The organism is Sphingobacterium sp. 1.A.5 (assembly GCF_002734235.1).
GTDB classification, from domain to species: Bacteria; Bacteroidota; Bacteroidia; order Sphingobacteriales; family Sphingobacteriaceae; genus Sphingobacterium; species Sphingobacterium daejeonense.
Genome location: NZ_PEBA01000013.1, coordinates 36713 through 58731, shown reverse-complemented (window position 1 = coordinate 58731; position 22019 = coordinate 36713). Strand labels below are relative to the sequence as shown.

The following is a 22019-nucleotide window of genomic DNA, read 5'->3' as shown; positions in this document are numbered from 1 at the left end:
AAAATGCCAAGCGATCATTGCTTTTCCCTACGCCGGTTTTAACCGTATCAGGTTCAAAGGGACTCTCTCAATTCTTTTCAGAATACCCCTAAAGCCAAATCAAAGATAGCCTAAACAATCTGCAAAGTCAAATTATAAAGGCTATCTCGAATTCTTATGAGTTTAATAAGATTTTAATACGAAGTATGGTGTCGCGGTCTTTTTGCTTTTCACTCTCACTGAGAATTTCCCATGGAATCAAGGAGGGATGCAATTTGAGTTCATCGTTCCTTTCTTCCCCAAAATCCCAACCGTTGATATAGCGATGTGCCATCCAACGGTTATGTTCGATTATGGCTAACGTTTCTACCTCATCTTCTGTGAACATTATGTTTTGAGGTTCATGAACTGGCCAGTTTTTGCCAGTCATTAAAAACTTATAAGGTATATGATCTGCTTGTGCCCGATTGGCGTCTTTAGCATCTTCTGTCAAGGTATGCCAATCAGAGGTATATTTCGAAGATTCGGAACTTGCTCCAGAAAGTAATTTTCTGTAATCATCATGAATAGACTGGGCTAAACGATCTTGTTTTTCGCCAGTAATAAATTCTAAGTCACAAATATCTTCCATCTGACCAAAAAACTTGATCCTGTCAATTTCATCAGAAGAACGGATTAACTTCCGAAGGCCCTTACCTTCTGCATTCAAAACATAAATAGGATAGGAGACTTGTTGAGTTTTGTTCAATATCTCTAAAGCAGCATTCAGGTTTTGCTGATCTTGATCAAAACTGGTTATAAACAAAACATCCGAATCGTTGTCCGCTAATTTCTCCTGTTCTATCACTTCATTGTATGATCCATCAAAATTTTTAAAGGCAATTGGGAATATTTTCTGAGCTTTAGGATATTGCTCTTGAAAATATTTTCTGTCTTTATCGGCTTTTTCAGAATAGATGGAAACTTGAAGGTCATTTGCAGTTGAAATATGGAATATTCTCATCACTTGAATCAGCATCGCTTTCGCAAAATCTCCATATCCCAAGAATACTATTTTTTTAATATCAGACAATTGCTTTCCACTTGATTGCATATCCAATGGAATTTGAGCAAAGAACTGTCGCGCTAACATCTTTTGGATGTTGAAGAAATGTAGGTCAATATTGTTTTTCTGAAAATGAATGCCTGTATTCTTAACAAGGTCAATTAAACGAGGATTACTAATATGCAAATATGCTTTTAGAAGATTTGTGCATTTAGATTCATCATAGATGTCCTGTATAGACTCTATGATTTCAATAACAGTTTGTTCATTTTCCAAAAAAGCAATTAGAGTTGATGCTCTCTTGATTCCAGCTTCGATGAGGGTATTTTCCTCCTCAGCATTTCCAATGATTACAATATGACCTAGTTTTTTGACAGAATTAATATCGGCATGTTCAGTTTCTTTTTCAATTGCAACAGCTTTTTTATGGTGTTCTTCTTTCAGGTTTTTAAACAGCTGTCTACCTTTTTTGGAAATCCCTACAGAGATGACGTGATCTTTTTTAAATGATGCTTTTAACAAATTCAGTTGTTCAGAAAAGACCTTTTGGATAATTTTGAAAGCACCAAAAATCAGGATACCAATAGTACATATCTTAGCAACAATAAGTTCCCAAGGTACATCATTGTCTTCCAAACCTGATGCTGTTGGGTCACCCCCAAAAACTATCTTTATGATTCTGTAAATCCTATCGGGTAAGTACCTCAAAGTGTTACTTTCCGGGAAAAACTTGGATAAACCAACCCATGAAATAATAATCAAAAAAACTATGAATAATATCCCTAAAAGTCCTTTCTGCCGTCTTGTTAATTTCATGTTCATTACTTACTAAGATTCTGTTTAGCTTCCTTGAGAAGGTTTTCAACTTCAGATTTTAATTCCTTGTTTTTGATTTTTAATAGCTGTTTGTCTGTAATTTCAACTAATCTTTGGCCAATTAATTTTGTGTCAGGATTACTGCTGAAATAATTGGCAACCATCGCTCGTGCCAATGGATGATAATCATAAGTTACTGCCAATAACTGCAAATTAGCCTCATTCTTGATCGGATAATTCTTCTTCAAAACATCCGTGATTTTTTCATTTGAACTCGGTGAAACAGTTCTTAAGAATGGGTCTTCAAAATACCAAGTGTTATAGTCTCCTGTGCTGTCGGTATAATTTAAGATAGCTCCAGTCTCATTATCATATTTCTTGCCATAGAATTTTTCCAAATCCCTTGCCAATTGGTCTTTTGACATACTTACTTGCCCTGGCGTTTCCCAAACATGGATTGCCATTCCATTAACCAAAGACTCCACAGTCATAATCTGTTTATCACCTGGCATGATATAGATACCATCGAATTTTTGATTGATAAACGGCATCGTTAGAATATTCCCTGATTTTGCATCAACGACTTTTGCGGCAAAAGCAAATCTCTCACCATCATCCTGAACAAAAATCTTTGAATCATCATCCGAAAAGTGGAAATATTGCGTAAACCTACTGATCCGAATATTTTGGCCGAAGGATTTTTTGGTTTCCAAATTCCAAAGTCGCATGTGCGTAGCATCTTCAGATAAGGCCATTACATTCCCCTCGTTATTGAAAACTATAAATGGCGCTGCAATGGTCTTAACCTGAAATATTGGTTTATAATCTGTTGTTTTCAAAACTTTCGCATCTCCACTTTTGCTGATAATAACCAAGTATTCGCTGGTTGGGTTAAAAGCGCCACTGTTAATGGTTTCTTTTCCCTCGGCTAAGACTTTCTTGGATGCAATATCCATGATGGACCAGCCATCAGGTTTCACCATCACCACGGTTTTGAAATCTGGACTTACAGTAAACCCAGGAATATCTTGATCCATTGCAAAATTAAGGGTCTGTTTACCGGTAGCAATATCCCAAGCAGCGAAACTTTTATTGCTTGTCCTGGCCATTACTTCGGTTTCGTCCTTATTGAAGATGTAAGTTTTTACTTGGGAATCAAATGGCTTCCCAACAGGTTTGCCATTGCTGGCATCAAAGAAATAGGTTTTGCCACTTATTCCCTTGACCAATATCTTTTTACTTTTTTGAAGAACTAAAAAAAGTGCTATTTCTTCTGGAATCTTGATGAACTCATTGTTTTTTTGACCTGTCTTTAAATTCAACTTTGCCAAGGCGGGTTTGCCCTTATATCTTAAAAATGCTTCATCATTTGTGATTCCAGGATGGGCATGTGACAATCCTCCTTCTTCATAATATTGAGCCACCCTTAATGGGGTGGTGTTTTTATTTTCTATAAATGTTTGCGAATTATTACTCACTAGATATTGGGACCAGTCGGGCGATGTTGCATCTTCGTCACTAGGATCCTTTTCCATCATTTTCATCAAGTCTGTCAAGAAGAAGATATTCCGCGGTAATTCTGTGTTCTTTAATGTCGAACCATTATTGGTATTCACCTGTACAATCTGAGCTTCATCACCGATATATAAATTACCATTGTCAGTGAATCCCACAAACTTGATGTAAAAAGGACCTGGTAAAAACCAATTGATACCGTTGCTTTTATTAAAATAATATAAGCCTTCAGAATTACGAAAAGCAATTTGATTGCCATCCTTGCTAAAGGCAGGAGGGTTTGAACCCAATTTGGTCGACTTTTTAAAAATTTCCTTTGGTATATCGGTTGCCAAATCATAGATAGTCAATTCATTACCTTCCTTCAAGCCACGATTGATATATAAAGTTTTTGAAGTCTTGTCAAAATAAGCTGATGTAGGAACCAGTTGATCATTTTTGATTAATATTTGCTCTTGTTTAGTGACTGTATTAAAAAAAATAACATCTTTTGATTGTTTGTTGATGACTATATATTTTGAATCTGGAGAAATGGCGGTAAGTGAAATAAAACTACTGTCGAGATTAGGACGGAGGATATCTTTTTTATCATTAGCCATATTATATCTGACGATCTCAAGATCTGAATTGACTACATAAGCATTGTCTTTCTCGTCAAATTGGGGGAATCGAGGCTGGTTAGAAGATATATCATCTCTTTGTATCAACTGTTTTCTGGTTGTTGCATCCCATACTTGCAATACATTGCTATTGTCTCCAGCACTTGCAAATCCAACAATCCATTTACCATTGGGCGAGAATCTAATGCCTCCAAAATTTACATTGGGCATTCTGATCAAGTCTTCCTGTACCGCCAACATAGAATGTGCAAATAAGGCTGCACTCTCATCGCCTCGGCGTGTAGCTTCTGCAATATAAGCTGCACCGTCACCATACTCACTTTCCGTAAGCTTGTTTATTCCTGATGCATATAATGATTTCGCAAGATTTTTCAAGGCTGAATTTCTCTGATTCCATGCAAAGATGCCCGCCAATATTGCAATAACTCCTAATGCCCCAATTGCAGTTGCAATCCTTTTGATATTCCTGTTTTTCTGCTTTATTTTTTCTAATTGGTAGGCTTGGTCTCGTTTGGTTAATTCTGCCAATGGCACACCTAAGATTCCAGAAATAATCTTTAACAATGCAAGGTCGAGTCTTTTTTTGTATTCATCGACCAATCCTTTTATTTGATGATTAGGTGTACCTTTATCATGCAAATATCTTCTGTATCCTTCTGCCGATGTGAAACCTTCTTCTTGCGTATTTGGAATTCTGACATCTGCAGCCAATACCTCCTCGGGTTGATCATAAAGGATTTTGCCGGTCTCGTCAATGTTATACCTCAACTCATCTGGAAAACATTGGGCATCGGTATTTTCTTTCCCATATTCTGGTTCGCCTTTTATGATCAGAGCGATAATTTTTTGAGATTTTCCAGTTTGCTTAAAATATTTAAGTTCATCCCTGACATATGTTGATCTTGCTGATTTGGGAGAACTCAAATAAATAAGGAATTCAGAACGGTCTAAGGCTGATGTTAAGGAGCCACTAAGGCTAGAACTAGCTGATAATTCTTTTTCATCTTGAAAAACAGGATATATCTGCCTGGGGATTTCTTCACCGGCAGCATTCTTCTTTCCAATTAAATCCTCGGGGATTTCATAAGTTTCTAAAGCATGATGCAACCAATCTGCCCACTTTCTGCCTTCCCCTTGATTGTCACTATGGCTATAACTAATAAATGCTTTGTATTTTTTTGTTAGGTCCTGATCTTGATTTTCCATAAATACAATTTTTGGTTGAGTTGTCGATTTTCAATAGACAAAAACCAAACCCTTTTCTATTAATTTTAATAAAGAGTGATAAAAAACTGTTTAGTATTTAATTTGATTAAGAAAAAATCAATAATTTTTAATTGATGTTATAACATTGTTTTAACTATTGAAAAATTATGTAGTCATTTTCGAACATGCAGTTGAACAATTTCGGAAGGATGTATTCTTATTGTCCTGAATGCTTTTTATATAATCTTGTTTCACTCTTGTTCCAGTCTTGTTCCACTCTCCGTATTCTTTCGTTCGGACCTCGTTCGGACCTTGTTCGGGTGTATTCCGAAGCAGCTCCGAACGAGGTCCGAACAAAGTCCGAACAAGAGACGAAGGAGAGTAGAAGAAGGTAGAAAGGAGAATAGCAGAGGTCTTGCAGTCGTGGAGGCCACGAATGCCATGGTTGGTTTTCCTGGCCGCCATGGTTGGTGTCCTGGTCGCCATGGTTGGTGTCTTCACCAACCATCTTCAGCATAGCTAATTTTCACTAATGAATAATGCCATTTCATGGCAAGATGCAGTTACTTTTGAGGCGCAAAAGTAACCAAAACGCTTGCTCATTTAAGGTGGCTTGTCGCACAAGTCCAACGCACATGGACAAAAATGCCTTATTGCCGAGGATGCCGTTCTAATCAATTATCTCTTTTGAGGAGATAATTGCTTGAAAGCATCCAAGGTCGGTCCCTGAGCGGAGTCGAAGGGCAATCCCCACGCACAGAGGCCGCGGCATTTTGTCCATCTTTCCGCCACTGAAAATGAGCGGGATTCGGCTTCGAATAAACAATTAGGTTGCAAAACGTCAGGGTTGGTGTTCCTGGTCGCCATGGTTGGTGTCTTCACCAACCATCTTCAGCATAGCTAATTTTCACTAATGAATAATGCCATTTCATGGCAAGATGCAGTTACTTTTGAGGCGCAAAAGTAACCAAAACGCTTGCTCATTTAAGGTGGCTTGTCGCACAAGTCCAACGCACATGGACAAAAATGCCTTATTGCCGAGGATGCCGTTCTAATCAATTATCTCTTTTGAGGAGATAATTGTTTTAAAGCATCCAAGGGCAAGGCCGACGCACAGAGGCCGCGGCATTTTTTCCATCTTTCCGCCACTGAAAATGAGCGGGATTCGGCTTCGAATAAACAATTAGGTTGCTAAACGCCAGGGTTGATATCCTTGGTCGCCATGCTTGGTGAAGACACCAACCATCATTCGACGCCATGGTTGGTGTCTTCACCAACCATCATTTTCGATAGTCTACTTAGCACTAGGTAACCTAGGATTTTCTATGGCAGGTGGTGACACCTGCCACGGCGAGCAGGGACACCTTCGGGGGCGTTTAAGACAAAAAACGAGAAAAGCTCGGATTTTACCGAGCTTTTCTTTTTTATAAAACTATTATTTATGCAAGAACGAATTGTAAGTCAGCTTGAAACTTAACATCTTCACTTACCATCACACCACCAGTTTCTAGCGCAGCATTCCAAGTCAATCCAAAATCATTACGGTTGATTTTTCCTGTCACAGTGTAACCAGCTTTTTGGTTACCCCAAGGATCTTTACCAATACCACCGAATTCTACATCAAATGTTACCGGTTTTGTAACTTCTTTAATCGTTAAATCACCAGACAATTTGTATTCATCATCATCTGTTTTTTTGATTCCTGTAGACACAAATTTAATGTCTGGGAATTGGGTTACAGCGAAGAAATCATCACTTTTCAAGTGCTGATCACGTTGGCTGTTTTTAGTGTTGATAGAATCAGTTTTGATTTCTACTGATACATGTTTTGCTGCATCTAAATCGTCAGAGCTGTTATCAACTACTACATTGAAATTTTCAAAATGACCTTTTACTGTTGAGATCATCATGTGTTTTACTTTAAATTCAATTTCACTGTGTGCGGTGTCTAAGTTCCAAGTTGCCATAATATTTTTCTATTTAATTTTTCTATTTGTTTTTGTTCAACAAAGATGAGGTATAAAATGTTTAAACACATTGATGTATGTTAAGAAATAAAAAATTAATTTCCGATTTAACAGTATGTGAACAAATGCTATGTAAAATTAAATAATTGATAATGAATTACTGACGAAATTATGACGGTTAAAATCTGTTAAAGCTATTTGATATATTGAATCGCGTTGTATATTTGACGTCAAATGAGAACAATCATAACACTGACCCTATTTTTTATGTTCCTATTAATAAGGAGCGGAAATAGTCATGAGGTTGTTAATCATTCTGATAGACCCGCTATCAGCTTTATGGAAAATCATTCATCCATTTCTCAAAATGTTAAATCAAATGATTTTCTATTCCCGAAATTTACGAAAGCACATTCAAATGGTATTGGAGGTTACGGTGAACAGATATTTCTTTCACAAGACTCGGAGGATTTCCAATTATGGAAAGACTACCATCTGCAGATGGCATTTTACGCTTGTCTGATTGCATTCACTTTTCTCCTTTATTTTTCAAAGAAATCAGGCAGGGCATGGTCGGAAATTATTCCTGACCTTCACCCAAATCCTATATTTATTTCTCAACGCTCGTTGAGAATTTAATATCAAAGATACTTCAATGGTCTTTGGCATATTGCCGTTGATTTGAAGGTATCTTAAAAATCTGATTTATTAAGCCCCTACAATCTTCATTGACTATTGAATGTCCATATCCCTCATCTGGGTCTTTGGCCCATTTTACATTCAAAAATTTTAAAATCGTTTAAACAAAATGAAGAGAGTTTTTATGCTCATGAGTTCATTGGCTGTACTTTGCCAAGTGGCTTGCCATGAAAAAAAAGAAGAAAAGGAAGAAGATGTTAAATTTACGGCAACTTCTCCAGCAGAAATCGATACTAGCTTTACCAAAGAGTATGTATCACAGATCAAATCCGTTAGAAACATTGAATTGCGAGCTTTGGAGAAGGGCTATCTGGAGCAGATCTTTGTCGATGAAGGGCAGACCGTTCGAAAAGGTCAGTTGCTATTTCGTATTATGCCGAGGATGTACCAAGCAGAATTGAACAAGCAAATGGCTGAAGTCGACGTCGCTCAGATCGAAGTTCAAAACACCCAAAATCTTTCTGATAAAGACATTGTATCGCCCAATGAATTGGCGATGGCAAAAGCTAAGTTAGAACGCGCTAAGGCGGAAGCTGCCATTGCCAAGCTTCATCTGTCATTTACTGAAATTAGAGCTCCATTTGACGGAACTATTGATCGAATCCCATTAAAACTTGGAAGTTTGGTGGATGAAGGGGAGCTATTGACAAGCTTATCTGATAATAGCCAGATGTTTGCATATTTCAATGTTTCAGAACCGGAATATTTGGACTATCAGAAAAACATTGCTTCCCGCGGTGACAATCATGTTCAATTGCTTTTGGCCAACAATGAGCCTCTAGAACAAAAAGGTATTGTCGAAACAATTGAAGGTGAATTCGACTTGGAAACTGGAAATATTGCATTCCGCGCAAGATTTCCAAACCCCAATAAATTATTGAGAAACGGTGAGACCGGTAAAGTCTTGATGACCGTTCCGATGAAACATGCATTATTGATCCCACAAAAAGCTACTTATGAAGTACAGGACAAGAAATATGTCTTTGTAGTTCAAAAGGATGGAAAAGTTGTCTCCCAACAAATTAAGATTGGAGCTTCATTACCTGACCTATATGTAGTTGCTGGGGGTATTTCTCCAAATGACCGAATCCTGTTGGAGGGCTTACAGAAGGTAAAAGATGGCGAGAAAATCAAGTACGCCTATGTAGAGCCAAGGGAATCAATTTCCAATTTGAAGATCAGGACAGAATAAGTTTTTACGGATAATAGAATAATCATGTTTAATAGATTTATAAATAGACCAGTTTTGTCGATTGTTATATCCCTAATCATTGTATTCTTGGGGATATTGGCTATGACTCAATTACCGGTTACACAATTTCCAGCTATTTCTCCGCCCAAGGTAAATGTGAAAGCAGAATATCCTGGAGCAAATGGAGAGCTGATGATCAAGGCGGTGATTATCCCATTGGAAAGGGCAATCAATGGGGTACCCGGCATGAAATATATGGCTTCGGATGCTGGTAATGACGGCGAAGCAAGTATTCAGATAGTCTTTGATTTGGGTACTGACCCCAATCAAGCCTCTGTCAATGTACAGAATAGGGTAGCATCCGTAGTAAACAAGCTTCCTCCCATCGTTGTCCGTGAAGGGGTGAAGATTACAAGGGAAGAATCCAATATGTTGATGTACATCAATATGTACAGCGATGAGAAGGATCTGGATGGTAATTTCATGTTCAATTTTGCGGATATCAATGTTGTTTCAGAATTGAGGCGAGTTCCCGGTGTTGGGGTTGCAGATATTTTGGGAAACCGGGAATATGCAATGCGTATCTGGTTAAAACCAGATCGAATGACTGCCTATAAGATATCGTCAGAAGAGGTGATGAAATCACTGGAGGAACAATCATTAGAAGCATCGCCGGGAAGAGCAGGTGAATCTTCGGGTATCAAATCACAGTCCTTTGAATATGTACTCAAGTATTCAGGTCGTTTTACCACGGAGGAAGAATATGGCAATATTATCTTAAAAGTAAATCCAAACGGTGAGATCTTGAGGTTGAAGGATGTCGCTGATATTCATTTTGGATCGGCGATGTATGATATTTATTCTACATTGAATGGTCGCCCATCAGCAGCGATAGTATTAAAGCAATCTTATGGTAGCAATGCTTCACAGGTCATTAAGGATGTGAAAGCGAAAATGGAGGAACTACAGAAAGATTTCCCGAATGGATTGCATTATGAAATCAGTTATGATGTTTCCAAATTTTTGGATGCCTCCATGGAAAAAGTAGTCCATACGTTAGTTGAAGCTTTTATTTTAGTTGCACTGGTGGTCTTCTTATTCTTGGGTGATTTACGTTCTACACTTATTCCGACTATTGCCGTTCCAGTTTCTTTGATCGGAGCATTCTTGTTTATGCAATTTTTCGGGATCAGCATCAATCTGATCACCCTTTTTGCCTTGGTGCTGGCGATTGGGGTGGTCGTTGATGATGCGATCGTAGTTATCGAAGCAGTTCACAAAAAGATGGAAGAAGACCATGTCTCTGCCTACAAAGCTACCAAGCGTGCTATGAAAGAAATTGCAGGAGCTATCGTTGCGATAACTTTCCTGATGGCAGCGGTATTTATTCCTGTTGCATTTATGTCGGGACCGGTTGGGATTTTCTATCGTCAATTTTCAATAACCATGGCGACATCTATTATTCTTTCTGGTATAGTTGCCTTAACCTTGACACCGGCACTATGTGCTATTATGTTGAAGAACAACCATGGAAAACCACGTAAGAAATCAATTGTAGATAAGTTCTTGGAATCTTTTAACCGTGGTTTTGATAAAATGCAAAACAAGTATGTGAGGTTATTGGGTAAAATTGTAAACAAGCGAGCATTAACCTTTATCATATTGATAGGTTTTTGTATTGGTGCTTATTTTCTGAACAACAGTGTACCTGCAGGTTTCATTCCTAATGAAGATCAAGGGATGATCTATGCGATTATTCAGACTCCGCCGGGATCAACATTGGAAAGAACCAATAAAGCAGCCTTGGATCTGCAGAAGGAAGCTGAAGATATCGATGGTGTTTCTTCTGTTTCATCCTTGGCAGGATATGAAATTCTGAATGAGGGTACAGCTGCCAATACGGGTACCTTATTGATCAATTTAAAAGGTTGGGAAGATCGCAAGGAGTCTGCTGTTGAAATCATTGAACAATTGGAGAAAAGTGCCGAAAATATTCCAGGTGCTTCCATAGAGTTTTTCCAACCACCTGCTGTTCCGGGGTATGGTGCTGCTGGTGGTTTTGAGCTGCGGTTGCTAGATAAAACTGGAAACAACGACTTCCAGAAAATGGAAAAAGTAAGCCGAGATTTTGTGAAAGAATTGAACAATAGGAAAGAATTAGCCTCAGTATTTACATTCTTCAGTGCTAGTTTCCCTCAGTACCTATTGAAAATTGACAATGATATCGCTCAGCAAAAAGGGGTTTCGATTGATAATGCCATGAGTACATTGTCGACCTTGGTTGGTTCCAATTATGAGACAAACTTTATCAAATTCGACAGGCAATATAAGGTAATGGTTCAAGCTTTACCTCAATACCGTGCTTTACCGGAAGACATTTTGAAACTATATGTTAAAAATGACAAGGATGAAATGGTGCCATTTTCAGAGTTTATGCACATGGAGAAAGTATATGGTCTTTCAGAAATAACTCGTCACAATATGTATTTGGCCTCTGAGATTTCAGTTTCTGCTGCGGATGGATTCAGTAGCGGCGAAGCAATCAGTGTAGTGAATGAAGTTGCTTTGAAGACTTTGCCTAATGGTTACAGCATTGATTGGGCAGGTATTTCTAAAGATGAGGTGGCAAGAGGTAACCAAGCTATCTATATATTCTTGATCTGTTTAGGTTTTGTGTATTTGATTCTGGCCGCACAATATGAGAGTTTTGTCCTTCCATTTGCGGTTATTCTCTCCCTTCCTGTAGGTATCTTCGGAGCTTTTTTCTTATTGAAATTACTGCATTTGGAAAACAATATCTATGCACAGGTTGCATTGGTTATGTTGATAGGGTTATTGGGGAAAAATGCGGTTTTGATCGTTGAGTTTGCAGCGCAGAAGCATGCTGAAGGGATGAGCATTTTAGAGTCAGCAATGGAAGGGGCGAAGGTTCGTTTCAGGCCAATTTTGATGACTTCCTTTGCGTTCATCGCAGGGTTGATTCCATTGGTTATGGCGACAGGACCTGGAGCTATTGGAAACCGGACAATTGGTACCGCTGCGGCAGGAGGGATGCTGTTAGGTACCATGTTCGGGGTCCTTATTATCCCAGGCCTATATTTCATTTTTGGAACAATTGCTTCAAAAAGGAAACTCATTAAACACGAAGACGAAAACCCTTTATCGGAAGAATTAGATGGAAACTAGAACATATAAACACTTCAATTGGGTTGTCATTGGTTTGTTGGCACTAACAGTCGTAGGCTGTAAAGTGCCACAGGCAACTCAGAAGAAAGAAAATAAGGTATTGCCTGGAGCGTTTGCTGATTCATTGGCATCGCAGGATACCAGCAATTCGGGGAATGTAAAATGGCGAGAATTCTTTACAGATCCGAATTTGATCACATTGATTGATACCGCTCTTAAAAACAATCAAGAATTGAACATAACTCTCCAAGAACTTGAGATCACCAAAAATGACATCATGCTTCGTAAAGGAGCATTGAAACCTATCGTAGGAATTGGTGCTGGTGGAGGTATTGAAAAGGTAGGGCGTTATACTTCTCAGGGGGCTGGCGATGCTTCGACTGAAATGACCCCCGGACATGAAATTCCTGATCCTTTGGGAGATTTGAATGTTTCGGTATTTGCGCATTGGGAGGTTGATATATGGAAGAAATTAAAAGATTCAGAGCAAGCAGCAGTCAACCGTTACCTTGCAACAGTGGAAGGGAAGAACTTTGTATTGAGCAGTTTGATAGCAGAAGTCGCAAATTCATATTATGAACTGTTGGCCTTGGACAATCAATTAGGCATCATCCGTCAGAATATCGAATTACAAGAGAAAGCATTGGGCGTTGTCAAAATTCAAAAAGAAGCAACACGTGTTACAGAACTTGCGGTAAAGAAATTTGAGGCTGAGGTTGCAAAAACAAAAGGAATGGAGTTTTCTACACTTCAACAGATCAAGGAAACTGAAAACAGGATCAACTTTCTGCTGGGTAGATATCCGAAGAATATAGTAAGGAATCAGTCTAGTTTCATTGACTTGGTACCAGCAACAGTAAAAACTGGTATTCCTAGTCAGTTATTGAACAACAGACCTGATATACTGCAAGCAGAACATGAGCTAGCTGCCGCTAAATTGGATGTTCAAGTTGCCAGAAAAGAGTTCTATCCTTCGTTGGACATTTCGGCAGCATTTGGGTTGCAAGCATTTAAGCCTTCCTATTTATTTAGATTGCCAGAATCCCTATTATATAATTTGGCAGGAGATTTAACAGCACCATTATTAAATAAGAATGCAATAAAAGCCGAGTTTAATTCTGCGAATTCTAGGCAAGTGCAGGCAATTTATAATTATGAAAGAACGCTGTTGAATGCCTTCACGGAAGTATCGACACAACTTTCAAATATTGATAACCTAGAGAAGGGATATTTCTACAAAAATCAAGAAGTGGATGCATTAAACAAATCAATTGATGTATCCAATGAATTGTTTAAATCAGCTAGAGCAGATTATTTAGAGGTATTGATGACCCAAAGAGATGTCCTTGATGCAAAACTTGAATTAATAGAAACAAAAAAACAACAACTAAATGCCGTTGTTAATGTTTATAAAGCATTAGGTGGCGGTTGGAAATAAATCCCATCTAATTTAATTAGGGTTAGTTTTTCAAAGGAGCAGATTTTCTGCTCCTTTTTTATTCTATAATAACGTTGATTTTCGCGGGATCAGTTTTGTTTTCAATTCAATAGTTTCAAATTCTTCCTTAGGGTATTTTGAGTTTATGATTTCCAACAATTTCTGAAATGCAACCATTCCAATTTCTTCTGTTGGTTGAACTACGGTGGATAATGACGGATTCAGAGAATTTGGTATGCGAATATTTGAAAATCCAATTACTGAAATTTCTCTAGGAACATCGATGTTCATTTCAGCGAGGATTCCTAAGGTCAGGGTAGTAATGTCGTCTGTTGCTCCAAATATGGCATCTACTTTAATGTTTTTGGATTTTAGAAATTTCAACTTCTTGGTAATGGACTGTTCGATTTCATCGTGTTTTCCATAATCACATTCTAGATATAAATTGTTGTCGAATTCTATTTGATGATCTTTAAGGCATTTCTTAAAACCCAATAGCCTATCTGCTGTCACTCCAATATTTTTTGCTGTAATATGCAAGATGTTTTTCTTGCCGGAGTCCAATAGATGTTTCGTTGCTTCATAGGCACTCAGTTTATTGTCAATACCGACTTTATGGGTTTCGATATTGTGATTTACTCTGTCGAAAAGAACCACAGGTATGCCTGATTCTTGCAGATCTCTAAGCTGGTTGAAATTAGAATTATAGGAAACAGGGGAAATCAAAAGGCCATCAATCCCGCGAATCCTTAATACTTCAATGGCATGTTTCTCCAGATTGACATCATCTCTACTTTGCATAATGATTATATCATATTTTTCGAGTTGAGAGGCTTTGTGAATTCCGTCTAAGATTTGAGAAATAAAAGTGCTGCTGATATTAAAAACAATGACGCCAATAGTGTTTGTTTTTCCGGTTTTTAAGGTTCTAGCGACCTTATTAGGGATATAATTATGTTTTTCGGCATATTCTTTAACCAATTTTTTTGTCGATTCACTTATTTCATAGCTGTCTGAGAGAGATTTGGAAACAGTTGATACCGATAGTTTTAAATCTTTTGCAATGTCCTTTAAAGTTTTACGTTCTATCATCTTTAGTTCCTCTTGAAATTACCAATGGGAATGGTGTCTTCTAAACAATAAATAAACGGAATTTTCATGGAATTGGCAATTTATGCATTAGAATAAATAAAAAAGATTCCAAATAAAGGATTTGGAATCTTAAATATATAATTCAATATTTTTTATAAGTTCATTGGGACCGCGGCAAATGGAAGTACAACATTTTCTTTCACTAGTTTACCATCTTTATAAATACTCAAGAGAATATTACCTGTATAATATGAGTATTGATACATATCACCTTTAGTTTCATGCAAGTCTTTCATCACACCTTTAGTTTCATATTTGGTCCAATCTTTCTGGTTAAAGATTAAATAATCATCATAAATTAATGGTCCAATATATTCATAATAGTCTACATAATTTAAGCCTATTGATTTGTCGAGTATTATTTCTTTTTGGGTATAGTTATTCAGGTTTTTTTCAAGGTTCAGCACCAGCCACTGCCCTGAATTTGAATTAGCATTAAATTTAAAATTGTAATATTCATCCCTATCGTTATACTTTGTTGCGCTGTTGCCTGATCCCATAGAATAAAACCTGAATTTGGGATCCACTGTTCTCACTTCAAATATTAAAGATTTACATGGTACACTACTTACCGAATCAATATTAATAGATCCATTCAATAATTTTTTATTATTTGGATTATTGAATTCGGCTACTTCACCTTTAAAATTAAAAGAAACTGTTTGAAGAGTTTTGTTATAATCAAAGTCTGATATTTCAAATGTTTTTTCAGGTTGGAGAACGGGAGTATTGTAAGAATTATTAATACCAGTACTTTTTGTTCCGTAACTCAAAGATACCAAGGAACCATTAGTTAATAAGGTGAAACTTACTTTGGAATTACGCCCATCATTGGTAGATACTTCAGCACTGACATATAATTTTCCGCAATTTTCATTGCCTATCGCGTAATTAATTTTTCCTTTTAATTCTGAGTTGTTCTCACAGATGCTGAAAGATGAATCTTTAGGATCTTCAATTTCATCTGCTTTTTTACAGCCTGTCAGGGCAATAAAAATTAAAAATACTAATAAATGGAATCGGTTCATAATTTTAACAGTTAATGTGTTGAAAATGGCAAATATCTTTTCTTGTTATAATACTAAAGAAATATTATTTCAAATATAGACATATGGTTTGAAGAAAGGTTTACTGTTGTTTAAAATTTTATATTCTTGACCTTATCTTGTTAAAGAAAACAATAGAATAGGCTTATATTTTTTACATAGAGTAAATCCGTGCCCGTCATTTATTTTCTACAAATTAAATTAATGTTAAGTTAACATCAAATCTTGGATAGTTATTTGATAGTTCTATTTGGAATCCTAATTATTAGGATGAAGGAATATAAATTGGAATAATTTATGTTTTCAATTTGATGGCGAGGCTTTTCGAAAAAATGGTATGCAAAAGGTAAAGGTTATAATCACAGGTACGACAGGTATGGTTGGTGAGGGAGTACTTCAGGAATGTTTAACAAATCCAGAAGTGGAAAGTGTTTTGATCGTAAATAGAAGGGAATATCCATTACAGCATCCTAAATTAAGACAAGTCATACTTCCGGACATCCTAGAGATTGACAAACTGGGCAATGATCTACTGGACTATAATGCATGTTATTTTTGTGCTGGAGTTTCCTCTGTAGGAATGGATGAAGAGGAGTATACCAAAATGACTTATGATTTAACACTCTCATTCGCCCAAAAATTGGTAAAAATTAATTCAGATATAACCTTTTGTTATGTTTCTGGCAGTGGTACCGACAGTTCTGAAAAGGGCAGGAGCATGTGGGCTAGGGTCAAAGGAAAAACGGAAAATGACCTGATGAAATTACCATTTAAAGCCGTTTATAATTTTCGTCCTGCTTTTATGCGGCCAACCCCAGGTGCTAAAAATGTAAGACCTTTGTTTAGATTTATCACTTCTTTATACCCGATTCTGAGACCTTTCAGCAAAACTTATTTCTTGACTTTAGAAGAAGTGGGCAAAGCTATGATAACTGTATCAATCCATGGTTATAATAAGCACATCCTGGAGACTCAGGATATTTCATTTTTAGCTTCAAAAAATTTATAGAAAATTATTTGATAGCTTTAAATTCTCGATTTAAATATTCTAAATAATATTGCCACTCTTAAAAGGAATTGAAGTAAAAATTTTTTCTTGAATAAAATGATGCTTTAAGTATGCTTTTATCCTGTAAGACAAGTGATTTTATTGAATAAATAATTAATTGCCTAAACAATCAATTTGAGATATTTATTAGTAATTAACTCAAATTAATTGTACACTCTTTTTTTAATTATAAAAATTTATTGATTCAGGTCAAAAATTTTTAAAAAAATTATAAATCAATTCAAATTTTTGTGTTATTTAGTGTCAACATTGACAACTAAAATAAAACCTGATATAGACTGCTTGTCAGTCTATACGAACAATTTTTAGAGCCAAATTTATAAATCGTTTTAGCATTATTTATTATTAACTATATTCTTATGTGGAATTCTGACAAATTTACTCGTAGAGGGAACAGACTATGGATTATTCCTTTAGTGCTCCTCGCAACAAGTTACAGTCCTGCTAACGCTAGTGTTAGTTTGGGTCCCAACAAATTCCTGACCTCTAAATTACAACAGCAAACCGTTTCAGGTGTTGTTCGTGATGCTGGAAACAATCAGCCAATGGGCGGTGTTACCATTTCGGTAAAAGGAACTAGCGTGGCTACTCAAACAGATGACAATGGTAATTTCTCCATTGAAGCCAGCACCGGACAGGTAATCGTTGCCAACTTCTTGGGCTATCAGTCTCAAGAAAAAACCGTAAGTTCTGGTACCATGAACTTCTCACTTCAAAGCTCGGATCAACAAATCGAAGAGCTGGTAGTCGTGGGTTATGGTACAATGAGAAAATCAGATGTAACTGGTTCTATTTCCAATGTAAAAGGAGAGGACATGATCAAGGTTCAATCCTTCAGTCCTTTAGAAAACTTAAGGGGTAAAGCTCCCGGTGTAAACATCTTTTCAAACTCAAGTCAGCCAGGTGCTTATGGTAACCGTGTGTTAATCCGTGGTACAAATACGATCAACTCTTCATCCAACCCATTATATGTTGTAGATGGTGTGGTAATGCAAGATTTTCACCTATTGAATCCAAATGATATTGAGAGCATTGAGGTATTAAAAGATGCTTCTTCTGCAGCTATTTATGGAGCAAGAGGTGCCAACGGTGTTATCTTGGTAACTACTAAAAGAGGAAATAAAGATGGTAGAAGAACCATTACCTATTCAGGATCAGTGAGCAGTAATTCTGTTCAAAGGTATATGGATGTACTTTCTGGTCAAGAGTGGGTCGATGCTTTTATGATCGGGTTGGAAAATGAAAACAAGTGGCAAGGAAAATCTTGGAGCCTAGACAAAAAGTCGTGGTTCAATGATCCAAATTACTTTGATGCTAATGGTAACCCATTGTACAATACGGATTGGCAGAGAGAGGCTACCAGAAATTCTCTTTCACACAATCATCAAATCGATATTCAACAAGGAGATGAGAATTCATCTGTTGGTGCTTTCTTAAACTATTCTGAAAACCAAGGGGTTGTGAATAACACTTACAGTAAGCGGGTGAATGGTAAATTGGCTTATGATTCCAAAGTTAAAGATTGGTTGTCATCTAGTGTGAATTTATTGGTGAACCATACATGGGGCCGTCATACTCCTGAAGATGGTGGAGGACAGGATGCTCGTCGTACCATGATTGAAATGCTTCCTTGGTTACCAGTTCACCAACCTGATGGTGTATATACCAATTCTTCATCCTCTACAGTTTCCAATGTATTGGGATTTGAGGGGATGGCAAATCCAGTATCCATCCTAGATCTTCAAAAAAGAATGCGCTATAATACTCAGATCTTTGGTAATGCGGCTTTGACATTCCACCTAGCTGATGGATTAGATTTGAAAACGCAGTTCGGTATTGACAACCATAGAAAAGAATATAGAGGTTATTCATCTATTACTTTGAACAATATTTCAAGGCCAAATGGCTGGGCTGAAGTAAATAGCTGGAATGACCTGTATTGGCAAGAAGAAACCTATTTAACGTATAACAAAGCATTTGATAAGCATAGAATCAATGCAATGGCGGGTCTATCTTGGCAAGCACGTACATATTTTGGTTTTTCAGCTAGGACAGAAGGATTTACATCTGATGCATATGAGTATAACAACCTAGGTGTTGGTTCTATCCCTGGAGCACCAAGTTCTGGAGCTAATAAATGGGCGATGAATTCATACTTTGTTCGTGGTAACTATAGTTACGACGATCGTTACTCATTAACAGTTACAGCTCGTGCTGATGGATCTTCAAAATTCGGTAAGGATAAGAAATATGGTTTCTTCCCTTCTGCGGGTGTAGCATGGAATGTTTCAAATGAAGAATTCATGAAGGACCAAACTACGGTTAGTAACTTTAAGATTCACACAAGTTATGGTGTAACTGGTAACTCAGAGATCAATCCATATTCTTCATTATTTATGATTAACGCTGGAACGACCTTGTTAGGAGGAATCCGTGAACCATCTGCTTTTGTAGGTAATCTTGGTAACTCGAGTTTACAATGGGAGAAAACTAAAACTTATGATGCTGGTATCGAATTAGGATTTTTCCAAAATCGTTTGAATTTTGATGTTTCATATTACAGAAAAACAACTACAGATCTATTGTTAGAATCTCCAGTTCCAACAGCAACGGGTTACCGCAGTGTTTGGAGAAATATTGGTGCTGTTAGAAACTCTGGGGTTGAATTTTTAGTAAATGGTTCACCAGTTCGTTCGGAAGACTTCAATTGGAATGTGACTTTAAATGGTAGTTATAACAAAAATGAGGTAATTAAACTAGGAGCAAACAACGAGGATATTTTGATCAATAACTGGGTTGGTGGACCAAATGGTATCATCAGAGTAGGCGAGGATTTGAATAGTTTCTATGGTTATAAGAGAAATGGCATTTATACTGTTCAAGATTTCGAAAACGGTGATATTCCAGAGGATAAAATTGGTAGACCAAACCGTTCAACTAACCAAGAGATTTTAGGTAAAGGTGTTCCTAGCTGGACAGGTAGTTTTATCAACAACCTGAACTATCAGAACTTTGATTTAACCGTTGATCTTCAGTATGTATATGGAGTTGAAACATTGCAACAGTTTTATCACTCAACTTATGACCGTTTTGGTATCACCAATGGTTTGACAGAGATTTTGACTGATGCATATAATGGTTCAAATCCAAATACTATGCAACAAGCGATTTATTTAACAAACAATGGTCACGCTGGACAGGATACTAACGTTGATTCACAATGGATCGCTGATGGATCATATATCCGTGTAAACTTGATTCAATTGGGTTACACTTTCAAGCCTGATTTGTTGAGTAAAATGGGATTCTCGGCATTGCGTATTTATGCAAGTGCTAATAATCCTTGGTTATTTACAAGTAAAGAATTTAAGGGATATGATCCAGAAAGTTCTTCACAAGGTGAATATAAGTTTGGTCAAAACGTAACGTTCTTCTCTTATCCAAGAGCAAAGACATTCACATTCGGCCTTAATTTGACTTTATAATTTCTTGAAGAAACATTATTATGAAAACTAAAAATTTTGCAATCGCTATACTTCTTACTGGAGCTTTGAGTTTAAGTTCATGTGAGAAATTTTTGGAAGAGAACCCTGATTCGAATGAGCAGTTAGAAGTTTTCTTTAAAACAGAGGCACAGGCAACAGCAAATGTCAATGCACTATATCGTCGTGGTGCACCAGTACGTTATGGAAATGCCGGAAGTGCATATTTGGGTCCTACAGCATCAATTCCTACTTTTTTAACGGGTTATTTCACCAACTCTTATGAAAATCAAGAATTGGTATGTGCATATTCACGCCAATTGGTCAGGCAACAAAATACACGTATTGTTTCCAATACGATGAATTCCATTTGGGATGATGGTTATTCTGCCATTAATATAGCCAATGGAGGAATTTTGCATATTCCGGATATTGCTATGCCAAATGAGCAAAATAAAAAAGTACTTATCGCAACTTCAAAATTCTTCAGAGCCTTCAATTATTTCTATTTGGTGAAGACTTTTGGAGATGTTCCGATGCCAACTTTACCTACGGAAGACTTAAGTAATCTTTATCTTACTCGTACTGCCGCAGCTGATGTTTACAAATTAATTGAAACGGATTTAAAAGAGGCAGTAGAGGTTTTGCCTGCTGTAACTTTCACAGACAACAAAAAGAGAATTACCAAATATGTGGCTGCGATGACTCTTGCGAATGTTTATTTGCAACAAGGGAAATTTGCTGATGCAGCGACTTATTCAAAAATGGTCGTTAATTCTGCTCATGGGCTTACAGCCAATGATGATTTGAAGATGAACAGTGCATACAATAAATTAAGAAAAACGGATGACCTAGCAGAAAGTATCTATGCATATGAATTTGATGGCGCAATTAATTCAAGTGGATGGTGGACAACTTATGCATTCAACGGATCGGCAACTGCTGTATTCGATAAGTATTCTATCTTTGAAAGAGTGTACGGTCCAACAAAAAGATTCTTGAATGTATATAAAGCGGATGACTTAAGGATTCAACCTAACCAGTTCTTCCATTGGGAATATAAAAACCCTAATAACGAGAAAGTATGGAAATCTGATGATGCGGGTGTATGGTATTTTGTTGATGAAAGTGCATTATTGAACACTGGTCGTGGTACGAAAGATTGGAATATCTACCGTTATGCTGAAGCATTATTGATTGCTGCTGAAAGTACTGCTAAAGCAAGCAATGCGGTAACAGCTGAAGCTGCTGGATACTTGGCAAGGATTAAAGCTCGTGCTTCAACAACGAATAAAACCGTAGCACAATTCACTACTGAACTTCAAGGTCTATCTCTGAATGCATTCGTTGAAGAGGTTTGGAACGAAAGATTGCGTGAATTGCCATTGGAATTCAAAATGTGGGATGACTGCTTAAGAACTGGAAAATTCCCTAATATTTCTACTACAGAAAAAGGGAAAATTACCTGGGTTAATCTTGTGGGTGCACAAAATGCTTCAGGTGCTACATTTAAAGATTCAGATCTTCTATGGCCGATTTCATTGGATGAACTTCAACGTAATCCTGAGTTAACTCAAAACAAAGACTATCAAGCTACCAATTAAGAG

At 37.0% G+C, this 22019-nt stretch carries 13 protein-coding genes and 1 riboswitch; of the genes, 7 read left to right on the top strand and 6 right to left on the bottom strand.

All coding sequences use genetic code 11. The features are described from left to right. Positions 1-7 precede the first annotated feature (7 nt). Positions 8-100, bottom strand: a riboswitch (TPP riboswitch). A gap of 54 nt (positions 101-154) precedes the next feature. The 4 genes from CRT24_RS08680 to CRT24_RS08670 form a co-directional block, all read right to left on the bottom strand. After that, positions 155-1840 (bottom strand): NAD-binding protein, encoded by a 1686-nt coding sequence (locus tag CRT24_RS08680; protein ID WP_180269095.1) that lies wholly within the window; start codon positions 1838-1840, stop codon positions 155-157. 5 nt (positions 1841-1845) lie between these two features. After that, a complete protein-coding gene (locus CRT24_RS08675) occupies positions 1846-5181 on the bottom strand; it encodes a TIR domain-containing protein (RefSeq protein WP_099370848.1) in 3336 nt (1111 codons plus the stop codon). Between the two features lie 165 nt (positions 5182-5346). Continuing rightward, on the bottom strand, positions 5347-5667 hold the full coding sequence (locus CRT24_RS20630; protein WP_144034544.1) for a hypothetical protein: 321 nt from the start codon (positions 5665-5667) through the stop codon (positions 5347-5349). Between the two features lie 953 nt (positions 5668-6620). Next, positions 6621-7148, bottom strand: a complete 528-nt coding sequence (locus CRT24_RS08670) for a YceI family protein (RefSeq protein WP_099370847.1) — start codon at positions 7146-7148, stop codon at positions 6621-6623. 234 nt (positions 7149-7382) lie between these two features. Between CRT24_RS08670 and CRT24_RS08665 the strand changes: the two genes are divergently transcribed. The 4 genes from CRT24_RS08665 (at position 7383) to CRT24_RS08650 (ending at position 13663) form a co-directional block, all read left to right on the top strand. Further along, positions 7383-7787, top strand: a complete 405-nt coding sequence (locus CRT24_RS08665) for a hypothetical protein (RefSeq protein ID WP_099370846.1) — start codon at positions 7383-7385, stop codon at positions 7785-7787. Positions 7788-7956: 169 nt separating this feature from the next. Then, the gene (locus CRT24_RS08660; protein ID WP_099370845.1) at positions 7957-9039 is read left to right on the top strand and encodes an efflux RND transporter periplasmic adaptor subunit; all 1083 of its coding nucleotides are present in this window, start codon (positions 7957-7959) and stop codon (positions 9037-9039) included. Positions 9040-9063: 24 nt separating this feature from the next. Beyond that, the gene (locus CRT24_RS08655) at positions 9064-12225 is read left to right on the top strand and encodes an efflux RND transporter permease subunit (RefSeq protein ID WP_099370844.1); all 3162 of its coding nucleotides are present in this window, start codon (positions 9064-9066) and stop codon (positions 12223-12225) included. Continuing rightward, the gene (locus CRT24_RS08650) at positions 12215-13663 is read left to right on the top strand and encodes a TolC family protein (RefSeq protein WP_099370843.1); all 1449 of its coding nucleotides are present in this window, start codon (positions 12215-12217) and stop codon (positions 13661-13663) included. The genes CRT24_RS08655 and CRT24_RS08650 overlap by 11 nt, the downstream gene beginning before the upstream one ends. A gap of 63 nt (positions 13664-13726) precedes the next feature. Here CRT24_RS08650 and CRT24_RS08645 read toward each other — a convergent pair whose 3' ends face one another. Together CRT24_RS08645 and CRT24_RS08640 are read right to left on the bottom strand one after the other, a co-directional pair. Continuing rightward, positions 13727-14755 (bottom strand): LacI family DNA-binding transcriptional regulator, encoded by a 1029-nt coding sequence (locus CRT24_RS08645; protein WP_218962598.1) that lies wholly within the window; start codon positions 14753-14755, stop codon positions 13727-13729. 152 nt (positions 14756-14907) lie between these two features. Further along, entirely contained in the window at positions 14908-15843 is a 936-nt protein-coding gene (locus CRT24_RS08640; RefSeq protein ID WP_099370842.1) for a hypothetical protein, read from the bottom strand. A 355-nt stretch (positions 15844-16198) separates the two neighbouring features. Between CRT24_RS08640 and CRT24_RS08635 the strand changes: the two genes are divergently transcribed. The 3 genes from CRT24_RS08635 to CRT24_RS08625 all read left to right on the top strand — a co-directional run bounded on the left by CRT24_RS08635 (position 16199) and on the right by CRT24_RS08625 (position 22016). Further along, a complete protein-coding gene (locus CRT24_RS08635) occupies positions 16199-16870 on the top strand; it encodes an NAD-dependent epimerase/dehydratase family protein (protein WP_099370841.1) in 672 nt (223 codons plus the stop codon). A 419-nt stretch (positions 16871-17289) separates the two neighbouring features. Further along, positions 17290-20415, top strand: coding sequence for a TonB-dependent receptor (locus tag CRT24_RS08630; protein WP_099370840.1), 3126 nt, complete (start codon positions 17290-17292; stop codon positions 20413-20415). A 20-nt stretch (positions 20416-20435) separates the two neighbouring features. Further along, entirely contained in the window at positions 20436-22016 is a 1581-nt protein-coding gene (locus tag CRT24_RS08625) for a RagB/SusD family nutrient uptake outer membrane protein (RefSeq protein ID WP_099370839.1), read from the top strand. Positions 22017-22019: the final 3 nt, after the last annotated feature.

Coding starts and splice junctions, on each gene's coding strand:
- CRT24_RS08640 (WP_099370842.1), bottom strand. CDS start 15,843: ATGAACCGATTCCATTTATTAGTATTTTTAATTTTTATTGCCCTGACA.
- CRT24_RS08680 (WP_180269095.1), bottom strand. CDS start 1,840: ATGAAATTAACAAGACGGCAGAAAGGACTTTTAGGGATATTATTCATA.
- CRT24_RS08625 (WP_099370839.1), top strand. CDS start 20,436: ATGAAAACTAAAAATTTTGCAATCGCTATACTTCTTACTGGAGCTTTG.
- CRT24_RS08675 (WP_099370848.1), bottom strand. CDS start 5,181: ATGGAAAATCAAGATCAGGACCTAACAAAAAAATACAAAGCATTTATT.
- CRT24_RS08655 (WP_099370844.1), top strand. CDS start 9,064: ATGTTTAATAGATTTATAAATAGACCAGTTTTGTCGATTGTTATATCC.
- CRT24_RS08645 (WP_218962598.1), bottom strand. CDS start 14,755: ATGATAGAACGTAAAACTTTAAAGGACATTGCAAAAGATTTAAAACTA.
- CRT24_RS08670 (WP_099370847.1), bottom strand. CDS start 7,148: ATGGCAACTTGGAACTTAGACACCGCACACAGTGAAATTGAATTTAAA.
- CRT24_RS08665 (WP_099370846.1), top strand. CDS start 7,383: ATGAGAACAATCATAACACTGACCCTATTTTTTATGTTCCTATTAATA.
- CRT24_RS08650 (WP_099370843.1), top strand. CDS start 12,215: ATGGAAACTAGAACATATAAACACTTCAATTGGGTTGTCATTGGTTTG.
- CRT24_RS20630 (WP_144034544.1), bottom strand. CDS start 5,667: ATGGCGACCAGGACACCAACCATGGCGGCCAGGAAAACCAACCATGGC.
- CRT24_RS08635 (WP_099370841.1), top strand. CDS start 16,199: ATGCAAAAGGTAAAGGTTATAATCACAGGTACGACAGGTATGGTTGGT.
- CRT24_RS08630 (WP_099370840.1), top strand. CDS start 17,290: ATGTGGAATTCTGACAAATTTACTCGTAGAGGGAACAGACTATGGATT.
- CRT24_RS08660 (WP_099370845.1), top strand. CDS start 7,957: ATGAAGAGAGTTTTTATGCTCATGAGTTCATTGGCTGTACTTTGCCAA.